Source organism: Nitrosomonas supralitoralis (genome assembly GCF_003011925.2).
Taxonomy (GTDB): Bacteria; Pseudomonadota; Gammaproteobacteria; order Burkholderiales; family Nitrosomonadaceae; genus Nitrosomonas; species Nitrosomonas supralitoralis.
Genome location: NZ_PXXU01000035.1, coordinates 14,634 through 36,666 on the forward strand (window position 1 = coordinate 14,634; position 22,033 = coordinate 36,666).

The 22,033-nt window shown below is 43.9% G+C and carries 21 protein-coding genes; 12 read left to right on the forward strand and 9 right to left on the reverse strand.

Going from position 1 to position 22,033, the window contains the following annotated elements; translation table 11 throughout:
* Window positions 1-26: 26 nt before the first annotated feature.
* On the reverse strand, window positions 27-485 hold the full coding sequence (locus C7H79_RS11430) for a hypothetical protein (RefSeq protein ID WP_106707393.1): 459 nt from the start codon (window positions 483-485) through the stop codon (window positions 27-29).
* 420 nt (window positions 486-905) lie between these two features.
* On the opposite strand from C7H79_RS11430, the gene C7H79_RS11435 reads away from it, so the two are divergent.
* Window positions 906-2,255, forward strand: a complete 1,350-nt coding sequence (locus C7H79_RS11435) for a DUF3422 family protein (RefSeq protein WP_106707394.1) — start codon at window positions 906-908, stop codon at window positions 2,253-2,255.
* Between the two features lie 10 nt (window positions 2,256-2,265).
* Here C7H79_RS11435 and C7H79_RS11440 read toward each other — a convergent pair whose 3' ends face one another.
* Window positions 2,266-3,645 carry an L-serine ammonia-lyase gene (locus C7H79_RS11440; RefSeq protein ID WP_106707395.1) on the reverse strand — a complete coding sequence of 460 codons (1,380 nt, stop codon included), beginning with the start codon at window positions 3,643-3,645 and terminating at the stop codon, window positions 2,266-2,268.
* A 310-nt stretch (window positions 3,646-3,955) separates the two neighbouring features.
* Here C7H79_RS11440 and C7H79_RS11445 point away from each other — a divergent pair, with 310 nt between their 5' ends.
* From C7H79_RS11445 to C7H79_RS11455, 3 genes are all read left to right on the forward strand, one after another.
* Window positions 3,956-4,195: a (2Fe-2S)-binding protein gene (locus tag C7H79_RS11445; RefSeq protein WP_106707396.1), complete on the forward strand. Its 240-nt coding sequence runs from the start codon at window positions 3,956-3,958 to the stop codon at window positions 4,193-4,195.
* A gap of 286 nt (window positions 4,196-4,481) precedes the next feature.
* Complete coding sequence (locus C7H79_RS11450) at window positions 4,482-6,866, forward strand: TonB-dependent siderophore receptor (RefSeq protein WP_106707397.1); 2,385 nt, start codon at window positions 4,482-4,484, stop codon at window positions 6,864-6,866.
* A gap of 96 nt (window positions 6,867-6,962) precedes the next feature.
* Window positions 6,963-9,227: a hypothetical protein gene (locus C7H79_RS11455; RefSeq protein WP_242447261.1), complete on the forward strand. Its 2,265-nt coding sequence runs from the start codon at window positions 6,963-6,965 to the stop codon at window positions 9,225-9,227.
* Window positions 9,228-9,512: 285 nt separating this feature from the next.
* Here the strand turns inward: C7H79_RS11455 and C7H79_RS11460 are convergent, their stop codons facing one another.
* Entirely contained in the window at window positions 9,513-10,148 is a 636-nt protein-coding gene (locus C7H79_RS11460; protein WP_106707398.1) for a calcium-binding protein, read from the reverse strand.
* A gap of 200 nt (window positions 10,149-10,348) precedes the next feature.
* Between C7H79_RS11460 and C7H79_RS11465 the strand changes: the two genes are divergently transcribed.
* Window positions 10,349-11,908, forward strand: coding sequence for an adenylyltransferase/cytidyltransferase family protein (locus C7H79_RS11465; RefSeq protein WP_106707399.1), 1,560 nt, complete (start codon window positions 10,349-10,351; stop codon window positions 11,906-11,908).
* 103 nt (window positions 11,909-12,011) lie between these two features.
* The gene (locus C7H79_RS11470; protein ID WP_106707411.1) at window positions 12,012-13,187 is read left to right on the forward strand and encodes an alkaline phosphatase PhoX; all 1,176 of its coding nucleotides are present in this window, start codon (window positions 12,012-12,014) and stop codon (window positions 13,185-13,187) included.
* A gap of 69 nt (window positions 13,188-13,256) precedes the next feature.
* On the opposite strand, the gene C7H79_RS11475 is transcribed toward C7H79_RS11470, so the two are convergent.
* The 6 genes from C7H79_RS11475 to rplU form a co-directional block, all read right to left on the reverse strand.
* Entirely contained in the window at window positions 13,257-13,871 is a 615-nt protein-coding gene (locus C7H79_RS11475) for a hypothetical protein (protein ID WP_106707400.1), read from the reverse strand.
* A 44-nt stretch (window positions 13,872-13,915) separates the two neighbouring features.
* Window positions 13,916-15,031, reverse strand: a complete 1,116-nt coding sequence (locus C7H79_RS11480; protein ID WP_106707401.1) for an acetyltransferase domain-containing protein — start codon at window positions 15,029-15,031, stop codon at window positions 13,916-13,918.
* Between the two features lie 64 nt (window positions 15,032-15,095).
* Entirely contained in the window at window positions 15,096-16,205 is a 1,110-nt protein-coding gene (gene proB, locus C7H79_RS11485; protein ID WP_106707402.1) for a glutamate 5-kinase, read from the reverse strand.
* Window positions 16,199-17,263, reverse strand: coding sequence for an Obg family GTPase CgtA (cgtA, locus tag C7H79_RS11490; RefSeq protein ID WP_106707403.1), 1,065 nt, complete (start codon window positions 17,261-17,263; stop codon window positions 16,199-16,201). Before cgtA ends, proB begins: the two co-directional genes overlap by 7 nt.
* Before the next feature lie 99 nt (window positions 17,264-17,362).
* On the reverse strand, window positions 17,363-17,620 hold the full coding sequence (gene rpmA / locus C7H79_RS11495) for a 50S ribosomal protein L27 (protein WP_106707404.1): 258 nt from the start codon (window positions 17,618-17,620) through the stop codon (window positions 17,363-17,365).
* A gap of 11 nt (window positions 17,621-17,631) precedes the next feature.
* Window positions 17,632-17,943 (reverse strand): 50S ribosomal protein L21, encoded by a 312-nt coding sequence (rplU, locus tag C7H79_RS11500; protein ID WP_106707405.1) that lies wholly within the window; start codon window positions 17,941-17,943, stop codon window positions 17,632-17,634.
* A gap of 148 nt (window positions 17,944-18,091) precedes the next feature.
* On the opposite strand from rplU, the gene ispB reads away from it, so the two are divergent.
* The 6 genes from ispB to C7H79_RS11525 form a co-directional block, all read left to right on the forward strand.
* Complete coding sequence (ispB, locus tag C7H79_RS11505; protein ID WP_106707406.1) at window positions 18,092-19,060, forward strand: octaprenyl diphosphate synthase; 969 nt, start codon at window positions 18,092-18,094, stop codon at window positions 19,058-19,060.
* Between the two features lie 130 nt (window positions 19,061-19,190).
* Window positions 19,191-19,592: a histidine kinase dimerization/phospho-acceptor domain-containing protein gene (locus C7H79_RS11510; protein WP_106707407.1), complete on the forward strand. Its 402-nt coding sequence runs from the start codon at window positions 19,191-19,193 to the stop codon at window positions 19,590-19,592.
* Complete coding sequence (locus C7H79_RS19480; protein ID WP_374058010.1) at window positions 19,516-19,734, forward strand: ATP-binding protein; 219 nt, start codon at window positions 19,516-19,518, stop codon at window positions 19,732-19,734. Before C7H79_RS11510 ends, C7H79_RS19480 begins: the two co-directional genes overlap by 77 nt.
* Window positions 19,712-19,852 (forward strand): hypothetical protein, encoded by a 141-nt coding sequence (locus C7H79_RS17985; protein WP_172592422.1) that lies wholly within the window; start codon window positions 19,712-19,714, stop codon window positions 19,850-19,852. The genes C7H79_RS19480 and C7H79_RS17985 overlap by 23 nt, the downstream gene beginning before the upstream one ends.
* Window positions 19,853-19,871: 19 nt before the next feature.
* Complete coding sequence (locus C7H79_RS11520; protein WP_172592425.1) at window positions 19,872-20,129, forward strand: response regulator; 258 nt, start codon at window positions 19,872-19,874, stop codon at window positions 20,127-20,129.
* Between the two features lie 32 nt (window positions 20,130-20,161).
* Window positions 20,162-22,033 (forward strand): response regulator (locus tag C7H79_RS11525; protein ID WP_119983665.1); only part of this gene is annotated, 1,872 nt, incomplete at its 3' end.

Consider the following 22,033-nt stretch of genomic DNA (forward strand, 5'->3'; position numbering starts at 1 on the left):
CACGAGAGTTTTTATGATGTCACAAACTAACTTTTTTGATTGCTATTGCTGGTGTGTTCTACATCTTTGTCGGTAGCTTTTTCTTCTGCAATTGAGTTAACTTCAGATTGCGTTTCTGTAGATTGATCGGAAGGTTCATCGCTATGAATTTCTGAAGGTTTGCTTGCATTATCTAACCCATTCTCATCCGATTCTCCATCTTGTTTAACTTTACTATTCCACATGAAATACACTGCACCCAATGTCACTACAACAACTGGTAAAGTGATGAACACGAGCAATGCATACTCGACAGTCATATCCGCTCCTTGAGGAAGTGGACTGCTGACGATTACATAAGCGTGCGTAAATGCAACGCCGTATACAGGCAATAACGCCGCTATATAGCGGTTTGTAATAATCGGTCGAACCGTTAACATATTCAAGACATTAGAGCCGTAATATCCCACAAAATAAATAAAAATATAAAAGAAAATAGCACCCATAATTTTTCCTGTATTGATCTGGTTTGTTAGTAATAAAAATTGGTTTCCAAAAGAAATCTAAAATACTGCAGCTTATGATACACAGATCATCACTAAAAATGTACTCATTGGTTTTTATGCATATTAACGATAGTAATAGTCGTTGATACGTGATCTTTAATCGCTTATTTGTTATTACAAATACTTCACACCTCCTGTGCTAGACTGCGTTTTGCCTAACTGAGAATTAATCGATCAACGTTCATTGAACGTTGATTTTTTTTATCAAAAATTTATTATGATAAGATTTTCGCTATTGACCTGCAGAAATATGCTGCAGCGGCTTAGGTTACGTTGAGAAACATATTTGTTCATAAAATATTTTTTCTTCGTAAGATAAGTTAGGTATGCTGCAAGCTGGTGAATCTAATCAAATCAATTATGAATCAATTTACTTCACAATTATCATGCGTTGAATCCAATGTGTGTGCAATAGAACAGCCACTGAATTTTCCCGAATACCCTGAAAGGCAAGAACTTCATGCCGAATTGAATGCGGTGGCGTATGAGTTCTTGGCGCCTCCTTTTGAGCTCTCTCATCTGGTTCTGCTGTCTGAGCGTGGGTGGATTGAGCAGGAACGTAAATTGATCAGCGAGTTATGTGTTCGTTATGGCATAAATCCGCCTAATACACATGAAAATGATTTTAGCGCGAATTTTGGAGAATTTCGACTTAGATGGGAACGGCATACTGAATACTCGACGTATACCGTTTATCGGGCTAAACCATTTAGTATTCCGTTCGAGTCTCCCGCGATTTCATATGTGCCGCAGGAGTGGTTGATCAGTTTGCCCGGTGAGTTGCTGGTGGCAACACATATTGCCTTAGAGGACCGTTCACGACCCAAGCGCAGCTTACATGAATTATCAACGCTATTTGCTTCCGGAGCCGTGATCGGCTCCAATGTGGCCGGAGGTGCTGCAAGTGTATGGAGTGATAATCAGATCCACTATGATAATTTCGGACGTATCTTAATTCATGATGAAAATCTACGAAGTCGTCAAGTTGGGCGTTTGGTGCAGCGACTTCTTGAAATCGAAACTTATCGCATGTTGGCGATGCTGCCTTTGCCCATCACGCGTAGAATTATTCCACAATTGGCTCGTGCGGATCAACGCTTAGCCGGATTGACTGCTAACAATGTAAATTTGTCCAGTATTGAAGATGAGCAACGTTTGCTAAATGAATTAACACTATTGGCAGCAGAGACAGAACGTTTATCCGCACAAACCAGTCATCGTTTTAATGCATCTCGGGCTTATTATAATATTGTGAAGTTACGCATTGCCGAGTTGCGAGAAGAACGGATTGAAGGACTGCAAATGCTACAAGAATTTATGATTCAGCGTTTGTCGTCGGCAATGGGAACGTGTGAGTTGGTTCATACCAAATTGGAAACACTTTCGATGCGCCTGGGGCGGGCATCAGCATTATTACGCACACGAGTTGACTTATCCATGGAAGCGCAGATTCATGATTTGCTTAAATCCATGGATAATCGGGCGCGAATACAGCTGCGTATGCAAGAAACGGTTGAAGGTTTGTCTGTTGTTGTATTGAGTTATTATCTACTGGGGATCATTGGTTATGGATTAAAAGCCGTTAAGTCAGCGGGGCATGATATCAATGTAGAGCTGGTGACCGGTATTGCGATTCCAATTGTGGTGCTTGGGGTTTTCTTAGTAGTTAGAGGAATTCGTAATATGGTCAGCAGGTTGCAAAGGGATTGATGATGATTGATTAACATTCCGTGATGCTGACCGCTAAACCGCCCAGTGAAGTTTCCTTATGTTTTACTGACATCTCAAGTCCGGTTTGTTTCATTGCGCTGATGCAATTGTCTAATGACATAAAGTGCTGTCCATCGCCACGAATTGCCAACGATGCTGCGGTATATGCCTTAATGGCACCAAACCCGTTACGTTCTATGCATGGCACTTGAACCAGGCTACCCACTGGATCGCAAGTCATGCCTAAGTGATGTTCCAGTGCGATTTCTGCAGCATTTTCAATTTGCTGAGTAGTGCCACCTTTTATAGCGCATAAGGCTGCCGCTGCCATGGCTGAAGCTGATCCTACTTCGCCCTGGCATCCAACTTCCGCACCGGAAATCGAACTATTGTGCTTGATTAGTCCGCCAATCGCACCAGCCACCAACAGGAAATCCCGTACTTGTTCCAGAGTTGCGCCTTCATGTTTTACTGCATAGTAAATGACGGCCGGTATCACGCCAGCCGCGCCATTAGTAGGAGCGGTAACTACCATATGTCCGGCCGCATTCTCCTCATTGACTGCCATGGCATATGCGCACAGCCAGTCATTTAAGTTGCCTTTCTTCGGATTGTCTTGTAATTGTTGATGCAGCGCATGAGCACGTCGTTTAATATTTAGGCCGCCAGGCAGTCGACCTTCGGCGATAAGGCCATTTTCGAGGCAAGTTCGCATTGCATTCCAGATTGCGTCCAACCCTTCATTGAGTTTGGTTTCATCGAGACGCTCCAACTCATTGATGCGTTTCATGGCGGCTATCGATAATTTGCTATCGGCCGACATTTTCATCATTTGATTGGCTGAATCGAAAGGAAAGCCACAAGTGTTGGTTGTTTCTATTTTAATCGGCGCTACCAGGTTACCGATTTCCGGCAATGTAGTGATAAAGCCACCACCAATCGAGAAATAGGTTTCAGTTAACAGAGTCTTGCCGGTTTCATCCAGCAACTGAAAAATCATGCCGTTCGGATGTTCTGGAAGAGGTTCTCCACGATCGAAAATAATATCTTCTGCCGGGTTGAAGTGAATTTTTATAGATTCGCTGATCTGAATCGTTGTTTGTTGCCAAAGTTGTTCAAATAATTCGTTGACATTCAGTTCAGCCAAACCTTTTGGAGTGTATTCATGCATGCCTAAAGTTACTGCCCGATCAGTTGCATGACCCTTACCAGTGAAGGCTAAAGATCCACGTAAAGTGCAGCGGACTTGCGTGAAGGTTGGCATGGTATGGTCGGAAATATAAGCCTGTATACGATCACGAAAATCCTTAGCTGCAACCATGGGACCCATCGTATGTGAGCTGGATGGCCCAATACCTATTTTGAAAAGATCAAGAACACTAATGAACATTACCTTACCTGTGAAAATTAGGGTTATTTACTATAGAAGATTCAGGTGTTGATTAGTAGAATTTTATGCGCTTAAAATCAACATCCAGCTAGTATCCTATATGTCTTGCGCTGACTCAACAAATATTTATTGACGGCAGAAGTTGAACAAGGAATGTTCAACTATTTATTGCTCGGTGCGCGCCGAAATAAGTTGCTTTTTATGATTAATTAAGTATAATTAAGAATCATTCTCATTATTAATAATTCTTTGATCTCTGTTTTTGTTTGACAAAAAATTTAACCTAATCTTAGATCGCAGGGTATTCGATATGTATGTATGTATTTGCAAAGGAATAACAGAAAGAGCATTGCAGGAAGCAATATACCATGGTGCTGATCGGATGCGGGATTTAAAATCTTGCCTTGGTGTTACGGAGCAGTGTGGCTTGTGCGCCTGCCATGTTAAACAAGTGCTGGACCAAACGCTGGAACAGAAATCCCAGATGCAAGATTTAGTTCCTCAGTCTTTTGCAAGTCAATCCGTCTGCATGTGTACAAATGCTGCTTAGAGTGTGCAGAATGATTGGTATTTACAGGATTAATGTGTGCTGAAAGATGAGGCATTTTTGCGCTGTTGTCCTAGAGGATTCTTTGTGATGAATGTTCAATCCTTTCTATTTTATGGATGTCCTGATTAGTCTCGCTCAAATCCAAATTAAATTAATGAAGAGCCTATATTAGCTTTTTATTTTCCTTGCGTGATACTTATTCATTATTTTGTGGCAATATTTATGTTATAAAAATGCCACAGAACTCTTGCTTAAAACAACAAAAATATTTGTGCCTTAATTTATTATGATTATCCGCGGGATTGCTAGGTCTGCTTGTTTTTATGCAATATTGTTTTATTTCGGTTTGACGCTAATTTTCCTTCCATCAATTTGTCTCGCAGAATCGATAAATACCCCTTCAACTGTACGCACCTTCAGTATTCCGGCCGGCACTTTGCAAGATGCTATTAATCAGTTTGTGAAGCAGTCGGATATCAAGTTGACTGCTGATCCTGCTTTGCTACAGGGAAAAGTCACTTTTGGCCTTAATGGTGATTATGAAATTCAAGCGGCTCTGGATCAATTGCTCGAAAATTCTGGCTTGCGAGTCGTTGAGCAAGCTGACGGCTATGCCATTGCTGTGCAGCCAATTACATCAGGCGCTGAAGCGGTAGTTACTTTGCCCTCAATTCAAGTTACTGCCAACAATGCTGGCCGTTATGCCGCGACAAGTACCAATACAGCAACAAAAACCAATACATTGCTGCGCGATGTTCCACAAGCCATCTCTGTGATAACGAATGAATTGATTAAAGATCAATCAATCCGTAGCTTGGGTGATGCAGTTCGTTATGTGCCAGGTGTCGGCGTATCGCAAGGAGAGGGCAATCGTGATGCATTGGTGTTTCGTGGCAATCGTTCGACAGGGGATTTTTTTATTGATGGCATACGCGATGATGCCGAGTTCTTCCGCGATTTATATAATATTGAGCGCGTTGAGGTGCTCAAAGGTGCTAACGGTATGATTTTTGGGCGTGGCGGATCTGGTGGTGTGGTCAACCGTGTTTCGAAGCAGGCCAACTGGGATTCTGCCCGGGAATTCACTTTTCAGGGTGGTTCATTTAATCAGAAAAGAATGACGGCTGATGTTGGTTATGTCATTAATGATGTGGCTGCCGTTCGTTTGAATGCCTTGTTCGAAGACGCCGGCAGTTTTCGCGACGGTGTCAGTATGGAACGTCTTGGAATATCTCCGACTATTACGATCAAACCAACACACCGTACTAAGATAGTAGCAGGAATGGAGCGCTTTCACGATGACCGCACCGCTGATCGAGGCATTCCTTCTTTTTTAGGGCGCCCAGTGAATGTACATGAATCACAATTTTTTGGCGATCCGAAGCGTAGCAATGCAAAGATTGATGTATTGTCATTCAATTCTTTCATCGAACATAAATTTGATTCCGGAGTTACGCTGCAAAACCGGACGAACTATACGACATATGATAAGTTTTATCAGAATATCTTCGCCAACAGTCAGGTTTTTGCCGGGCTAATATCGCTCGGTGCATATAACAACGTAACATCGCGTGAAAATGTTTTTAATCAGACCAATCTGCTCTATTCACTCAGCACTGGTCCAATCTCACATACATTGATGGCAGGTGTCGAGGTGGGGCGTCAGGAAACCCATAATCAACGAAGAAACGGTTTTTTTAACAATGATCAGTCGCAAGTCAATTTGCGTGTGCCTTTAAGTAACCCGACTACAAATGCACCTGTGGGTTTTTTGACGAGAGATACCGACGCGCATAATCGTAGTGTGGTCAACGTCACATCGTTGTATGTTCAGGATCAGATAGAGTTACTGCCTCAGTTGCAAATGATTGCAGGGGTCCGTTACGATATGTTTCAGGTAGATTTTCAGCAAAGAAATGCAGATAAAACGCACCTGAAAACGAATGACGGATTGCTTGCGCCGCGTTTCGGAATTATTTATAAACCTATTGAGCCGGTTTCATTTTATGCCAGTTATAGTCAGGCTTATGTTCCGCGTGCGGGTGATCAACTGACATCTTTAAATGTGACAGTCGATACGCTTAAGCCGGAAAAATTTACAACGCTGGAGACTGGAATTAAGTGGGATATTCGCCCTGATCTGGCACTAACCGCCGCTGTCTACCAACTTGATCGGACCAATGTGATTACGGCTGATCCAAACGATTCGACCCGAACTTTTCTAGCCAAGGGGCAACGCACAGAGGGGGTTGAAGTCAGTCTCAATGGTCAGTTGACTTCAAATTGGAGCGTAATGGGTGGATATGCATTTCAAACGGGTCAATTTACCAGTGAAATACCGGGAGTGGCAAAAAAGGGAGCGACGGTAGGGGAGCTTCCTCGACATACTTTTTCTGCTTGGAACCGATACGATATTACCCCTAAAATAGGAGCCGCGTTTGGAGTAATTTATCGCGGAGAAATGTTTGCTTCGGCCGATAACGCGGTGAGAATTCCTGATTTTACAAGGGTCGATGCGGCATTATTCGCGCAATTCACCAAACGGTTTCGGGGACAGTTGAATATTGAAAACTTATTTGATACCAAGTACTTTTCTTCTGTACATAACAATAACAATATCACACCCGGTTCTCCGATTGCTATCCGCGCCAGCTTAATTGCTAATTTCTAAAAATAAAGTTTTAATGTCATTTTAATTGATTAAGTAAATAATAATGATTATCATTGCTGTTCGTATTGTGTTGATTAATTTAATAAGGAACCCTTAATGATGTATTTATCAAAAAAAATCATGATCGTAATGGAAAGATCATTGATGATGAGTTTGATAGTAATAGCCTTGTCTATAAGCAATATGAGTGCAATCGCAGCGACCACCTCGAATGCTGCGACAATTCAGTCAGGTGTAACTGCTTTCCAGGCAATAAAAGCCTTGCGCGGAGAAACGCCAATGAATGGCGATGCTATCGCTGCTACTTATGTAGGGGATTTGCAAGCACTTGTGCAGGAAATTGATGAGACTAATTTTCTGGAACTGAACAATGATATCCAAGGGGCTATTAACGACATCAAAGATGGCAAGGAACCCACCTTAGCAGGACAGGTTATCGATAAAACCTTGCAACGAGTTTTTTACCAAATTATTTGGAATCGAATTTCCACGATTCGCGATCAATTTGATGCTGGAACAACTGAAGCGCTTACCCAAATGCTCAATGAGGCAGAAGCTTCATTTCAAGCAATTACAGGAACAGTTGCCAGAGAGAATCAGATCCTGACTGCTGATCGACAAGCGATCGAGGCAGGAAGCAATCCGGGATTGGACGTTGAGATTACAAATTCTTTCTCGAGTGTGCGAACAGCCTTGAATAAAAGCAACCCGGACGAGGATTTGATTGCTGTGCAAGTCGCGCGTTATGCGATTCGGATGTCGCTTGCCCGGGCTTATTACATAGCAGTATTGCGTGAAGTAGCGGGCGTGATTGAACATCGAAGCACAGACTTGGATGAAACCCGTAAAGAGCAAAAAGAAGGAGAGATTTTCTATCGTATTATTGAGCCTCTGGTAGCAAGAGGAAATCCCGCTGGTAATTTGTCTATTAAAGCTCAGTTGACCGGAAATCCATCGCGCATTGTGGCCGATGAAATTGTAAGCGAGTTAAGTGTTGGCATTATAGCCCGAGTGTTGGGCGAGATGAGCGGTCAAGAAAAAGCGATTGCTGGTCAGAACCGCGCCAGCGCGATGGCTGAAGCTGCCGGTGCGAAATATTTTGCAAGAATCTTGTTGCCCGATCTGGAGTTACGATTAGGTGGCGCAGATCGCAGTAATCTGGAAAGTGGACTGGAGAATTTGCTGACCGCAAGTAATGAGCTGAGTGCATCAAAATCAACGGCAGCTCGCGATGCAATTTCAGCGATTCTGGAGAAGTATGAAGGTGAATTATATCGTGCCAAATATGAGATAACCAATCACACTGCCATTGTAGAAAATGCTGTAACAAACTATCAGGCTATCGGAGATTTGCGAAACCAGATTCCTATTGACGCTGCTGCAATTGCTTCGAAGTATGCGGGAGATTTGCAACAACTTACACAGATTGTTGATCAGGTATATGGATTGTCGATTGATCAAGACGTTTCGGGAGCAATTGATCAAGTAAAGAATGGCGATCAAGTGGCTTTGGCTCTGCAAGTTATGGATAAATCATTGCAGAAAATGTTTGCGCTAGTTGTCTACAACCGCGTAACGTTAACGGCGGATCAATTTAGTAATCTATCCACTGATGAATTAACCCTGGAATGGGATAGAGCTTATGCTGCCTACTCGGCCATTGCACAAACAACAGACAAAGAGGACAAAATTCTCTCGCTGGATTTGCAAACCATTACAACCGGTAGAGATCCCGATCTGGACTACCAGATAATGCTGGCATTTGTTCAAGGTAAACAAGCTATTAATAAAGCGAATGCAGATGATGGCGTGGTTCTGGCTTTGGCGCGTGAAAATATTGTCATTCCTCTGGTAAGAAGCTTTCTGATCGGAGTATTGCGCGAACTAGAAGGCATAATTTCTCATAGAAATGATGACATTGATGAAGCCAGGGAAGAGCAGATTGAAGCGGAATATTTTTACCGTACCGTAGAAGGATTTGTCGCTCAGGACAATCCAGTTGGTAGTAGTCGCATCAAAGCTCAATTGACAGGCGAGTTAGCCAATATAGTTGCTAATGACATCGTCAGCGACATCAATAAAGGCATTGTGGGTCAATTGAAAAGAAGCATCGGTCAAATTGAAGCAAACTTTGTTGCCAATAAAAATCAAGCCTTATTAGCAGCAGAAAGACTTTCATTATATGCCAATATCTTTCTTCCTGACCTCGAGTTACGGCTAGATACATTGCATCGTGTAAAGCTTGAGAATGGAATCAGAGATTTGAAACTGGCGATTCAAACGGATGATATAAATCGAGCAATTGCTGTTCGTTCAATCATCAATGAAGTGGTCGCAGATTATGAGAATGAGCTAATCTAGCAGTAAAAGAGCCTTATCGCAGAAGTGTCCGCGGTAAGGCTTATTTTGTTCTGTTTGCAGCAAGTATTGTATTAGAATTAAAACTATTCAAAGCACATCATATCTGGCAGAGTTAACGGTGATACTAAATTCGCATTCTGCTCAGGTAATCTGAGTTTGTACGGATGAATTGCATTGGGATGGCGGGGCTTTTAATCTATCGGTAAACTAAGGATGAAGGGGTTGTGCTGGCATCGAAAAAAAGCCGCATCACCAATTGGTGATGCGGCTTTTTTATTTTTATGGCTATAGTGTAAAGACAACCATATCTGCAGTAATTGAATGGAAATTGACGCCAACCAGTTCAATATATGCTGCACCACCAACAAATTCAGCTGTAAAGCCGCTATCCCCGTTGTCTTCGATGTTAGTGATATATGAAACCAATTCGGGAACTGAATTGATTCCTAGTTTCTCGGAATCAAAGAACAGGCGGTCTTCGCCTATTTTGAAATCAGCAATCTGAAAATTTCCAACCCCATAAAAACCAAAGGTGTCATTGCCAGCACCACCGTTGAGTCTGTCAAAGTCTCCGTGCTGTTTATCTTTACCTACAGAGATGCTACCTCCTGCAAGTAATATATCGTTACCATTGCCACCAAATAATAGTTCGGTGCCTTCCTGTCCATCCAGGATATCGTCACCGTCACCACCCCTTAATATGCCATTACCAGGACCTTCTTTAATGGTATCGTTGCCTGCACCGCCCTCAATTTCATCATTGCCTGAACCACCTGTCAAAATATTATCCTGTTCATCACCGATAATCAGCAAATCATTCTCGTCAAACCCAGAAGATCCAATGCCTTCAAATGGAACGCCATCAATAAACTTGACTGATCCAGAGCCCAGATTGGGGCGAGCGGTTGTAGTTACTGACATAATATTATCTCCTAATAGCTTGCAGCGAGTTGATGTGGTTTATAATTAATGTCTCATTAATCAAACAATAATGAGAATGATTCCTATTATAGTGAATATTGGTTAAAATGCAATCATTGATACGCTTCATTCAATTGATGGAATAGTGTAAGTAAGGTGATTGCAATTAAAATCAAATCCCGAATCTCGGGTGGCTTGTTATGATCCCAAAGCTGGATGAGTCACTGAAAAAAGCGAGAGATCTGATCGCAGCAGGGAAATTCAATGCTGCGGATGAGATATTGGGTCCGTTGAAAGATGAAAATCCTCTGTCGCAGGATATTGCCCGGTTGTGGTGTTCGTTGGCGATGCGCACCGACCGAACGGCAAGTGTACCTGCTTACGCAGCAACTATTTATGCTCATGTGCAAGGTGATTTTTATAAAGCGCATTGGGCGCACGTACTAGGCACCGCAAATTTTATTTTATTGAATTTGCCAGCGGCCAAAGTGTATTTTGCAGATGCTTTAAATCATTTGATGGCATTGGCTAAATCCGGGAAAATCCCGCCGCAAAAGGAACCGAAAAAGCAATTGCGAACCGAAGCCAATCTTTTTGCTTCGGGAGAGGCGGAAAAATTATTGTGGAGCACCTGCGCGCAATTGGCCCAACGCGATATTCCGGCATTTCCGTTTGCCGGTACTTTATTGGGTTTAGTGCGTAACGGTTGTTTATTGGATTTTGACAAGGATATCGATATTGCGGTGCGAATGGAGTCCTGGGAAGCATGTTGCATTGCATTGGAGGAAGCAGGGTGGGCGAAGGTGCCGATGCGCATCGAATATGCCAATTATCGTGATTATGTGCATCCGGAGTTGGGCATCACTCTTGATGTCTGTGGTTTACAAGTCAGAGGCAAGCAGATCGTAAGTGGTTTTGCATTGCCTGGGTATCCGGATGACTATCAACGGGTATCTGTTTTTCCCAAGTTTGATTTGATTCAACGCAATACGGACCATGGCACTGCCTGGTTTCCGCGTCAACCGGAAAAGATTCTGTCAGCATTTTATGGCGACTGGCGTACGCCTAATCCTAACTGGGATACCGTCGTATCTGCGCTTAATCTGGAAAATTTTACTTTGCTGGTGCGTTGCTATGCATATCATCGACTAATCCAACATTGGCTACTGGGAAACTTGTCCAAAGCATGGTGTTATGCGCACCAGATTGCACTGAAAGATCCCGATGATGTACTGGCATTGCGCAGCCGTCAATGGATGGAACGAGCGATCGTTCGTTTGAACCGTGAAATGCCGGCGTGGCCGAGAAATCAATCTAAGAAACGGGTATATACCCGCATGGTGGCTGATTTGTTTCATGAGGGCCATATCAATTTTTTGCGGTCGGCACGTGCATTGGGGACGCATTTGACAGTCTGCGTAGTATCCGATGAGCGCGTGCTGGAAAACAAGGGAAAACTACCCGTCATGAAACAGGCCGAACGCGCCGCGGTTGTAGCCGCCTGCAAATATGTCGATGCCGTGATGACGGAAACGCCGGCGAGGGTTACTTCAGAATTTATGCAGCAGAATGGTTTTGAAATTTATACTTTCGCTTGTGCTTCTGAACAAGAGCGCAAGGACAAATACAAACTATGCGATACGCTGTCGGCTGAAATGATTCATGAATTGACGTACACCTCTGGTATTTCGACTTCTGAATTGATCCTGCGTATTCAGGAAGGCGCGGGAAGCAAGCAGACAGATGTGGAGAATCAATAGCATTTATCGGGAATTTGGTGAGTATTCGAATGCTGGTATACTATATCCCTTTTTGAATAAGGGTAATGACATTGCAATATTTAATCATGGAGGTTATTGGAAGATGAGCAGATTTGACATTAAGGACATTAATCGTCGCAAGCTTTTGCAATACGGTTTTATGGGATTGGGTGCATTTTTTGGTAATATTTTGTTGCCAATGCCTGTCAGAGCTGCAACATCTTCGTTGTTATCCTTGGGTGATCTAGGGCCAGCAGATGCTAATGGCATACGTTTACCGCCAGGTTTTACTTCTCGCGTTGTGGCCCACTCAGGACAAAAACTTTTTGATTATGTCTGGCATGCCGCTCCGGACGGGGGGGCTGTTTTTCGTGTTGCGAATGGTGACTGGATTTATGTTTCCAACAGTGAGATTGACGATGGAGGCGGCGGCGTGGGCGCTTTACGCTTTAATCCGATGGGAGAGATTATTGATGCGTATTCCATCTTGAATCAGACTCATCGCAACTGTTCAGGTGGAAAAACTCCGTGGCGGACTTGGTTATCTTGCGAGGAAGTTGATAGAGGGCAGGTATGGGAATGCTATCCAGGAGGGAGAAAATCTGCACAACCTAGAAGCGCTTTAGGCTTATTCCGGCATGAAGCGGTGGCTGTCGATTTCGTACGAAAGCAAATTTATCTTACCGAAGATGAGAGGGATGGGTGTCTATATCGTTACACAGCTGCTTCAATTGATGCGGAAGGGAAGCCTGATCTTGATAATGGTGTTCTGGAGGTTGCCGAAGTCGTTGATAAAAGTACCGGGATAGTACACTGGAATGCTGTGCCCGATCCCTTGGCGACTTCTAAACCTACCCGCAAACAAATTCCTAACTGTACCCAGTTTAATGGTGGGGAGGGTATCTGGTATCGGCACGGTATCGTCTATTTCTCAACCAAGGGTGATGACCGCATTTGGGCGTATGATGTTCTAAAACAGTCCCTGAGTATTATCTATGACGCAGCCTTATATGCAGTGCCTGTACTAACTGGAGTGGACAGTATTACGAGTAATGCTGCAGGGGAATTATTGATTGCTGAAGATGGGGGGAATATGCAGCTTGTTGCTTTAGCAGGAGGTAAAGTCAAGCCTATATTGCAAGTCGTAGATCAAGCTGAGTCGGAGATAACCGGGCCTGCTTTCAGTCCAGATGGGTCGCGCTTATATTTTAGTTCATTACGCGGTAAAACAGGATTGCTGGAGGATGGCGTGACTTATGAGATTACGGGGCCATTCTAGAGCGATTGTCACTTTGCTAAATGCCCTCGATCTGGGAAAACGATACATTAGCAATATCGGTTTTGGCTGCTAGTGTACCAGATTCGTGAAACTGCCGACGGATGGGGGCCATGCCAAGTCGGTTCTTTTGAATGTAAATAAGAACAGTAGCGTATGCTTATTAAAATGCGTGTCGGCCATAAACGGCACTGTACCTACGAAACGACCTGATGGTATCTCGAAAATATCGACATGAAATCGGGAATATCCTGTCTGATAATCAGCTTCATAGAGTGATAGCTTGGGTAAAGAAATGGGAACTAAGGCTGCCGTAATCGGAGGAATCCCAACGAAGGTGTTACCATATTCCGTTCCTAAAGAATCAACGACAACATTCATGCGATAGGTAGCAGATTGGTCTTGTGCGACGTAACCCAGTTGTCCCAGCCAGCCCGCTATAATTCCTTTCACTAGATCCTTGTCCTTGCTGATCCCGAACATATCAAGCTTAATCACAGAGCCTTTAGGAATAGGCAAAGAAAAATCTGATGATTTGGCAAGACTACGCGTCACCGCTTCACTGATTAGTAACTGTTCAGTGGGTGTTCTGGCTGAATTGGTCAATTTCTGGGTTGTTGTGCAACTTGCTAAAAATCCTGTTAAAACTATGCTGAGGCACAGCTTCTTAATTATTTTATTTAGCATGAATTTGACTCCCTTTATTTTTTCATACTTCTTCTAATCTGAGTTTATAAAAAACGTAATAAGCTGTGTGAATAATGGTATTTTAATGAACGGTAAATGCGACAGATCGGATATAGAATGATCAGCACCGCCAGTGTGATCCAGTAGGTTTGTTCCAGGCTGCCGCGCTCAAATAGAGATTTCAATACTGCCAGCACGCAGAAGTGGGCCAGATAAAAGAATAATGCGGTTTGTCCGAATACCAGCACAGGGCCGTTGGGATTGATAATTTTTTTAATAGACTCCAGTCGCATCAACAGCGCAAGAATAATCGCTATCAAACCCAGTTCCAGTAAAGTGTAGGCGAGACTGGGGGGATATTTGCTGACATGTAGCCATTGCGTTAGTGTATTTCCTTCCAGGTACATAAACATGTTGCCATAACCATCAAGTCCACGAATTACCACAAACAAAGTCAACAAAAAACAGCCGATGGTCATCAGCAGGCGATCAGCCGCCCATGAAACGGATTGTGTCGAGATAAGTCGTTGACCAAAAACCCAGCCCAGCAGCATGATACCCAGCCACGGCAATGCAGGATATAGCACGGTGTAGACTTCATCGAATACCGGTGCAAAAGTGATTGCCAGCCAGAAGGGAACCTCACCGTCCGGTTGCCATAGCACCAAAAGCAATAATTCGCTGCCAGCAATGAGCAATAGCGCTAGAAAAAAAACTGTACGAATTCCTAGTCGTTGCAGATAAACCATCAGCATCATGCTGATACCGATGGCATAGAGCACTTGGAAAATAGGTTTGCCAGAAACCAGTGAAATTATGCATAAATCAATCATGGCAATAAAAGCGCCTCGAAGCAGTAGTTCGCGGTCTATGATCGCATTGCTGATACCTTGTTGCCGTTGCTGGAAATTACTGATAGCAATGGATGTGCCGGCTAAGAAAATAAAAGTGGGTGCGCAGATGTGAGTGATCCAGCGAGTAAAAAATTGATCGGCCGCAAATTGCACACCAGGTTCATACAGGAGTACGGAGTCTGCAAAAATCCGATTGGTATTAAAGAACAATGAGGTATGGTCCAGCGCCATCAGAATCATGACAATTCCGCGCAGCCAATCAATAGCGGCGATACGTTGTGCGTTCCTATCGAATGGAATGGCCATTGACTCTTGCAGATAAAATAACTAGAAGAAAAACTCAATGAATGGCTTTAACTACAAATACAAATTAAAGCAGCACCAGATTATTTCTGTGTATGAGTTCTGGTTCATCCACGTACCCTAATATTACTTCTATTTCACTACTGGCCTGCTTTAGAATTTTTTGTGTTTCAAGTGCGCTATAATTAATCAAGCCGCGAGCTATCTCTCTGCCTTCCTGATTGAGACAGGATACAGTTTCTCCACGTTCAAATTCACCATTTACGCTAGTGACCCCGATGGGTAGTAAGCTCTTTCCATCTACACAAAGCGCTTTCACAGCACCTTGATCCAAAGTGACGTAACCGCGCACTTGCAAGTAATCAGCCAGCCATTGCTTACGCGCGGCTAACACAGGTACTCTGGCCAAGAAGCGCGTGCCGATAGACTCGCCTTGATTCAATCGTACTAGTACGTTGTTTTCGCGGCCGGATGCTACGATGGTATCTGCACCGCTGCGTGCAGCGCGTTTGGCGGCAACTACTTTGGTTTGCATGCCGCCACGACTGATACTGCTGCCCACACCTCCGGCCATTTTTTCCAACATGGGATCGCCTGCGTTGACTTCATTTAACAGCTTTGCATCCGGACTTTTGCGCGGGTCACTCGTGTACAAGCCAGCCTGATCCGTCAGTATTATCAATGCATCCGCTTCAACCAGATTGGTCACCAATGCAGCGAGCGTATCATTGTCGCCAAAACGAATTTCATCGGTTGCCACCGTATCATTTTCATTAATGATGGGAATGATGTTAAGTTTTAACAGTGTTGTCAAGGTTGAGCGAGCATTAAGATAACGTTTCCGGTTGGATAAATCTTCATGAGTCAAAAGCACTTGTGCAGTTTGCAAATTGTATTGTGAAAAATTAGAGGCATAGGCTTGTGCCAATCCCATTTGTCCAACAGCAGCCGCAGCTTGCAGTTCGTACAATGCAGTAGGACGAATTTCCCAGTTTAGCCGTTGCATACCTTCAGCTATTGCGCCAGAAGAAACCAGAATAATATCCTTACCCATTTGTTTCAGCATGGCAATTTGTGCTGCCCAATCGGCCAGTGCGGAATGGTCGAGGCCTTTACCCTGATTGGTTACCAGACTGCTTCCCACTTTGATGACAATGCGACGTGCTTGCTTTAACATTGATTCAGTAGCTCACTTTCTGCATTTGGATCGTCAGATTGTGGTGGCAAGTTCTGTTCCAGATATTCCATGATGGCATAGGTTAGATGTTTGCAGCCGTCACCTGTCAATGCGGAGATAATAAAGTATTTTTCTTCCCATTCAAGGTTGTCGACAAATTGGCGGCATAGCTCGTCGCGTTTTTCTTCCGGCATCATATCGGTCTTATTCAATACCAGCCAGCGCGGCTTCTGATATAAGGACGCGTCATATTTTTGCAGTTCCTTGACCAGCGCTTGGGCTTCGTGAACAAGGTCTGTTTCTGCATTGAGCGGTGTCATATCGATTACATGTAACAATAGCCGAGTGCGAGTCAGATGCTTCAAAAAGCGATGCCCTAACCCAATGCCTTCGGCAGCACCTTCGATTAATCCAGGTATATCTGCCATGACAAAGCTGCGATTATGATCGACTCTAACCACTCCAAGATTTGGCTGCAAGGTTGTAAATGGGTAATCTGCAACTTTTGGACGAGCGGCAGAGACTGCGCGGATGAGCGTGGATTTTCCGGCGTTTGGCATGCCGAGTAATCCTACATCAGCAAGAACCTTGAGCTCTAACTTTAGTTCGAATTCCTGTCCTGGTTCACCATGGGTAAACTGACGTGGTGCACGATTGGTGCTGGATTTGAAGTGCAAATTGCCAATTCCGCCAACTCCGCCTTTTGCCAAAAGAATTTTTTGTTGATCATGAACCAAGTCTGCAATGATTTCGCCGGTATTGATATCTTTGATGACCGTACCTACTGGCAAGCGTAGCATGATATCCTCGGCACTTTTGCCATAGCGGTCCGAACCTTGCCCATTTTGGCCATTTTTGGCCTTATGGATGCGGGCATAGCGATAATCGATTAGAGTATTAATATTGCGATCCGCTACGGCAAATATACTGCCGCCCCGCCCGCCGTCGCCGCCATCAGGGCCTCCCTTCGGAATATATTTCTCCCGCCGGAAACTTGCAGCGCCATCGCCGCCTTTACCAGCATGAACTTGAATAACAGCTTCATCAATAAACTTCATAAGTTACGGAGTATTAATTCCCTGATGTGACTATAAACAAAAAAGCCCCATCACATCTGACAGGGCTTTTGAACAAAGCAAGTGAGCTATTTCTATTCTTTATGCAGGTATCACGCTTGCTATTTTACGCTTTAATGCGCCTTTGATACTGAAATTCACTTTTCCTGTCACTTTGGCAAATAAAGTATGATCCTTGCCCATGCCTACATTTTCTCCCGGATGAAACTGCGTGCCGCGCTGTCTGATGATGATCGATCCCGCTGAAATTAATTCGCCGCCATAGCGCTTCACTCCAAGCCGTTTTGAATGTGAATCACGCCCATTTCTTGAGCTTCCGCCTGCTTTTTTATGTGCCATTTATCAACTCCTTAAGCTGAAATACCCGTAATTTCTATTTCAGTGTAATTCTGCCGGTGACCTTGATGCTTTTGATAGTGTTTGCGACGTCGCATTTTGAAGATGCGAATCTTGTCGTGTCGTCCCTGGCCGAGCACTGTTGCGCTTACTTTTGCGCCATTAACAAGAGGTGTTCCGACCGATACTTTGTCGCCATCGGCGACCATTAATACTTGATCGATAATAAGCTCGCTGCCATTTTCCACTTTCAGCTGCTCTACCTTCAGTTTCTCACCCACTTGAATTTTATATTGCTTACCGCCGGTTTTTATGACCGCATACATATTTTAAACTCCATACATCTCTTTTACAGAACGGCGAATTATACATAAATAACCCTTGATTGTGGTGGAAAATTTCTAGCAATTTATCATTCTGCTTGACACTTTGGCACTGTCATTCCTAACATAGCGTTTTCTACAAGGTAATATTGTGTCAATCGAATATATTAGAAGTTTTATTGCTCAAGATATGAGCATTGTCGACAATGTCATTCGGGAAAAATTACATTCCCATGTCCTGCTGATTCGTCAAGTTAGTGAGTATATTATTAATAGTGGTGGCAAACGCTTGCGTCCCGCCTTGGTAATATTATCTGCGGGTGCTTTTGGTTACACAGGAAAATTTCATTATAACCTGGCAGCCGTTATCGAATTTATTCATACGGCAACGCTATTGCACGATGATGTGGTGGATGAATCAGAGTTACGACGAAATCGAGAGACCGCCAACGCATTGTATGGTAACGCAGCGAGTGTTTTAGTAGGGGATTTTCTTTATTCTCGCGCTTTCCAGATGATGGTGGAAATCGACAATATGTATGTGATGCAAGTGCTTGCTGATGCCACCAATACGATTGCTGAGGGTGAAGTTCTACAGCTACTCAATTGCCGTGATCCGCAAGTCTCCGAAGAAAACTATCTGCAGGTTATTCGATTTAAAACAGCCAAATTGTTCGAAGCGGCGAGTCGTCTGGGTGCGATACTTGGCAATGCTACACCCGAAGAAGAAAAAGCGATGGCAATTTACGGTATGCATTTAGGTACCGCATTTCAGCTTGTAGATGACATGCTCGATTATTCGGGGAATAATCAGGATATTGGTAAGAATTTAGGCGACGATCTGACCGAAGGAAAGCCTACATTGCCTCTAATATATGCCATGCGCATGGGGACTCAGGAGCAAGCCAATGTCATTCGCAAAGCGATTGAAGATGGCGGAAAAGATGGTTTCCAACCCGTCCTGAATGTGATTCGCCAAACTGCTGCTTTAGAATATGCAAAAAAATGTGCTGAAGACGAAGTCGCAACTGCAATGGCTGCAATTTCCTCTTTGCCAGATTCAGAAAATAAAAAGTGTCTTTTGCAATTAGCAAGCTTCGCAGTTACACGCAATCATTAAGATAGCTAAGAGCTTGTGCCGAACGCATCCATTTAGGCCGAGAAACTCTCTAGTCTGAAATATTCAGTTTATTTTTAATATATTGACTAGCCAATAATTGATTGAAATTTGTATCCAAACCGAGGCATGAATGCGACAGTTGTCGCAGGATTTGAATGCGCCACTGCGTGGGGTTGAAGGGTACAGCCGGTTGCTGGAAGATGAGTACTCTGATCGGTTCGATAATGATGGGCGCTTATCCATCCGCAATATACGTACTGGAGTAACGCGCATGAATGTGTTGATCAATGATTTGCTCGCTTCTTCACGGATGGAAAGACGTAAGCTGAAATCTAATGTGGTGGATTTACCACTATTAATTCTTCAGGTGCTGACCGAGCCCAATGAAGTAATTACCACGCGTCGTATTGAAGTTATTGCGGATTTATCGCCATTTAAAGTTTATGCTGATCGCGATGGTTTGGCGCTGCGATTTGCTTGCGAATCCGATCAAATTCAGCCAGCATTTGTCTTGCCCACGTATAGAATTTAAGGCTCGGCGAGATAAAAACCATGTGATTTTAAGGATTCCAGACAATGGGACTGGTTTCGATATGAAGTATAATCAACGCATATTTGAGCGCTTCGAGCGCTTAAATCGATCAGAAGATTATGCGGGCACCGGTTTGGTTTGACATGGTGAAGAAAGCCATGCAGCGTATGAGAGGCCGGGTTTGGGCGCAGAGCACTCCGGATGAAGGTGCTACTTTCTACCTTGAATTACCGCTCGTTAAGACAAAACCGGAAAGATAGAGTTGGAAGATTTTTTATTTTGAGTGCCTACCCACCGATCTTACTTGTTGAAGATAATCCGCTTGACGTCGATCTGCCGCACGTAGATGGAGTGACGGTGCTGCAGACATTAAAATCACTTATACTATTGCGCCATATCCCAGTAGTTGTTCTCACTGCCTCCAAAGAAGATCGTAATATAAAGGCGGCATACGACTTGGGCGTTAATTCAAATATTGTCAAGCCGGTAGGTTTTGATGATTTTATGGACGTGGCGCAACAAATAGAGCTGTATTGATGTGTTATCAATGAATCACTTAAATAGTTGCGATGCGCGTTCTGTATATTGAAGATTCCACCAGTGATGCTGATTTGGCGCGTCGTGTCCTGGCACAGACTGCGCCTGATGTTGAACTGGAAGTAGTTACAACACTGACCGAAGGATTAACAAGACTTACCTCAACGGATAAGTTCGATGTGTTGTTAACCGATCTTTCTTTACCCGATGGTTCTGGCTTGGAAGCACTGGCGGGTGTGCGGGAGCAGCGATTACCCATAGCAGTCGTAATTCTCACCGGCTCAGATGATCAAGATTCAGCGATTGCGGCTCTGAAAGCCAGTGCGGATGATTATCTGATTAAGCGGGATGATTATCTGCAGCGCTTACCACATATATTGCGAAGTGCACTTGAGCATTTTCACAACAATGCTGAACGTAATCAGCGAGTGCTACGGGTATTGTATATCGAACATAATATGTTTGATATTGACCTTATGCATCGTCATTTAGCCATGCATGCACCACATATGCAATTAACTGCAGTGACCAATGTATCAGAGGCCTTCACACTACTTCCGGTGGATGCGATTGAACAATTTACAGTGTTCGATGTATTGCTGATCAATTATCATATGTCAAGCATGAATGGCTTGGATATCATTAAATTGCTGCGCAATGAACGCAAGCTGGATATTCCCATCGTAGTAGTCGCGGATCAAGGAAGCGAGATTGCCGTCGCACGCGCATTGTACCTAGGTGTGGACGATTATTTGTTCAAGCACGAAGGATATCTCTATGAGATTACGGCGATACTTGAAAAGGTACAACAGCAAGCAGAGTTGGCCCGTGAACGAGTTCGCTTGAAGCAAACCAGTTTGCGTCTTTCTCATTTGCTGGCCGCGAGCCCAACGATTCTTTATAACCTCCGCGTTGTGGAAGAAACATTCCAATCCGTCTGGGTCAGCGAGAACATTGAACGCTTGCTTGGATATACCCAAAAAGAAGCCCTGGCCGAAGGTTGGTGGAGTTCACATGTGCACCCTGATGATCTTGAGGCGACCTTGGCTCGTCAATCTGTGTTGCTCGCAGAAGGTCAACTGACCCATGAATACCGGTTTCTGCACCGTAATGGTCAAAGTGTCTGGATTCACGACGAAATACGGTTGGTGCGAAGCACGGATGGAAGTCCTCTTGAGGTTGTTGGCGCCTGGCTGGATATCAGTGAACATAAGCGAACTGAGTTAATTCGCCAAGCGCATCAGTCTGCGTTGGATTTGATTGTAGCTAATCAACCACTTCAGGTCATTTTAAAAGACATTGCGCAGCGGCTTGAGACAATTAGCCCTGATATGCTGGTCTCTATCCTGCTGCTGGATAAACTCAGTGGACGACTAAAACATGGCGAAGCACCCAGTCTGCCGAGTGATTACAACGCGGCTATTGATCAGTTGATGATTGGTGAAGGAGTAGGTTCCTGTGGCACCTCTGCTTGGCGAGGTGAACCCGTTATAGTGTCTGATATCGATCATCATCCATTTTGGCAATCCTATCTTGAATTAACGCGCAAAGCCAATCTTCATGCCTGTTGGACAATACCTTTCAAGGATGAGGCAGACAAGGTTCTAGGCACCTTTGCAATTTATCATCGTACTCCTCGTGAACCTGCTCCTGCTGATCTGACACTGATTAATGAATTTGCTTTGATCACTGCTCTAGCCGTACAAAAGGTGTATGCAGTTGAATCTTTGAAACAGGCGGCCGCGGTATTCGAGTCTACTCAGGAAGGTATTGTTATTACCGATATGGAGCCACGAATCGTTGCTATCAATCGTGCCTATGCAGAAATTACTGGTTACAACGAAGAACAAGTACTCGGCAAGAATCCTAGAATTATTCAATCGGGACGTCATGACCAATTCTTT

Bases quoted from the DNA above. Each gene is read 5' to 3' on its own strand.
- C7H79_RS11435 (WP_106707394.1), top strand. From the start codon at position 906: ATGAATCAATTTACTTCACAATTATCATGCGTTGAATCCAATGTGTGT.
- C7H79_RS19480 (WP_374058010.1), top strand. From the start codon at position 19,516: ATGGTTTGGCGCTGCGATTTGCTTGCGAATCCGATCAAATTCAGCCAG.
- C7H79_RS11430 (WP_106707393.1), bottom strand. From the start codon at position 485: ATGGGTGCTATTTTCTTTTATATTTTTATTTATTTTGTGGGATATTAC.
- rpmA (WP_106707404.1), bottom strand. From the start codon at position 17,620: ATGGCACATAAAAAAGCAGGCGGAAGCTCAAGAAATGGGCGTGATTCA.
- C7H79_RS11440 (WP_106707395.1), bottom strand. From the start codon at position 3,645: ATGTTCATTAGTGTTCTTGATCTTTTCAAAATAGGTATTGGGCCATCC.
- rplU (WP_106707405.1), bottom strand. From the start codon at position 17,943: ATGTATGCGGTCATAAAAACCGGCGGTAAGCAATATAAAATTCAAGTG.
- C7H79_RS11445 (WP_106707396.1), top strand. From the start codon at position 3,956: ATGTATGTATGTATTTGCAAAGGAATAACAGAAAGAGCATTGCAGGAA.
- C7H79_RS11510 (WP_106707407.1), top strand. From the start codon at position 19,191: ATGCGACAGTTGTCGCAGGATTTGAATGCGCCACTGCGTGGGGTTGAA.
- C7H79_RS11455 (WP_242447261.1), top strand. From the start codon at position 6,963: ATGATGTATTTATCAAAAAAAATCATGATCGTAATGGAAAGATCATTG.
- C7H79_RS11475 (WP_106707400.1), bottom strand. From the start codon at position 13,871: ATGCTAAATAAAATAATTAAGAAGCTGTGCCTCAGCATAGTTTTAACA.
- C7H79_RS11465 (WP_106707399.1), top strand. From the start codon at position 10,349: ATGATCCCAAAGCTGGATGAGTCACTGAAAAAAGCGAGAGATCTGATC.
- C7H79_RS11480 (WP_106707401.1), bottom strand. From the start codon at position 15,031: ATGGCCATTCCATTCGATAGGAACGCACAACGTATCGCCGCTATTGAT.
- proB (WP_106707402.1), bottom strand. From the start codon at position 16,205: ATGTTAAAGCAAGCACGTCGCATTGTCATCAAAGTGGGAAGCAGTCTG.
- C7H79_RS11450 (WP_106707397.1), top strand. From the start codon at position 4,482: ATGATTATCCGCGGGATTGCTAGGTCTGCTTGTTTTTATGCAATATTG.
- C7H79_RS17985 (WP_172592422.1), top strand. From the start codon at position 19,712: ATGCGGGCACCGGTTTGGTTTGACATGGTGAAGAAAGCCATGCAGCGT.
- cgtA (WP_106707403.1), bottom strand. From the start codon at position 17,263: ATGAAGTTTATTGATGAAGCTGTTATTCAAGTTCATGCTGGTAAAGGC.
- C7H79_RS11470 (WP_106707411.1), top strand. From the start codon at position 12,012: ATGAGCAGATTTGACATTAAGGACATTAATCGTCGCAAGCTTTTGCAA.
- C7H79_RS11460 (WP_106707398.1), bottom strand. From the start codon at position 10,148: ATGTCAGTAACTACAACCGCTCGCCCCAATCTGGGCTCTGGATCAGTC.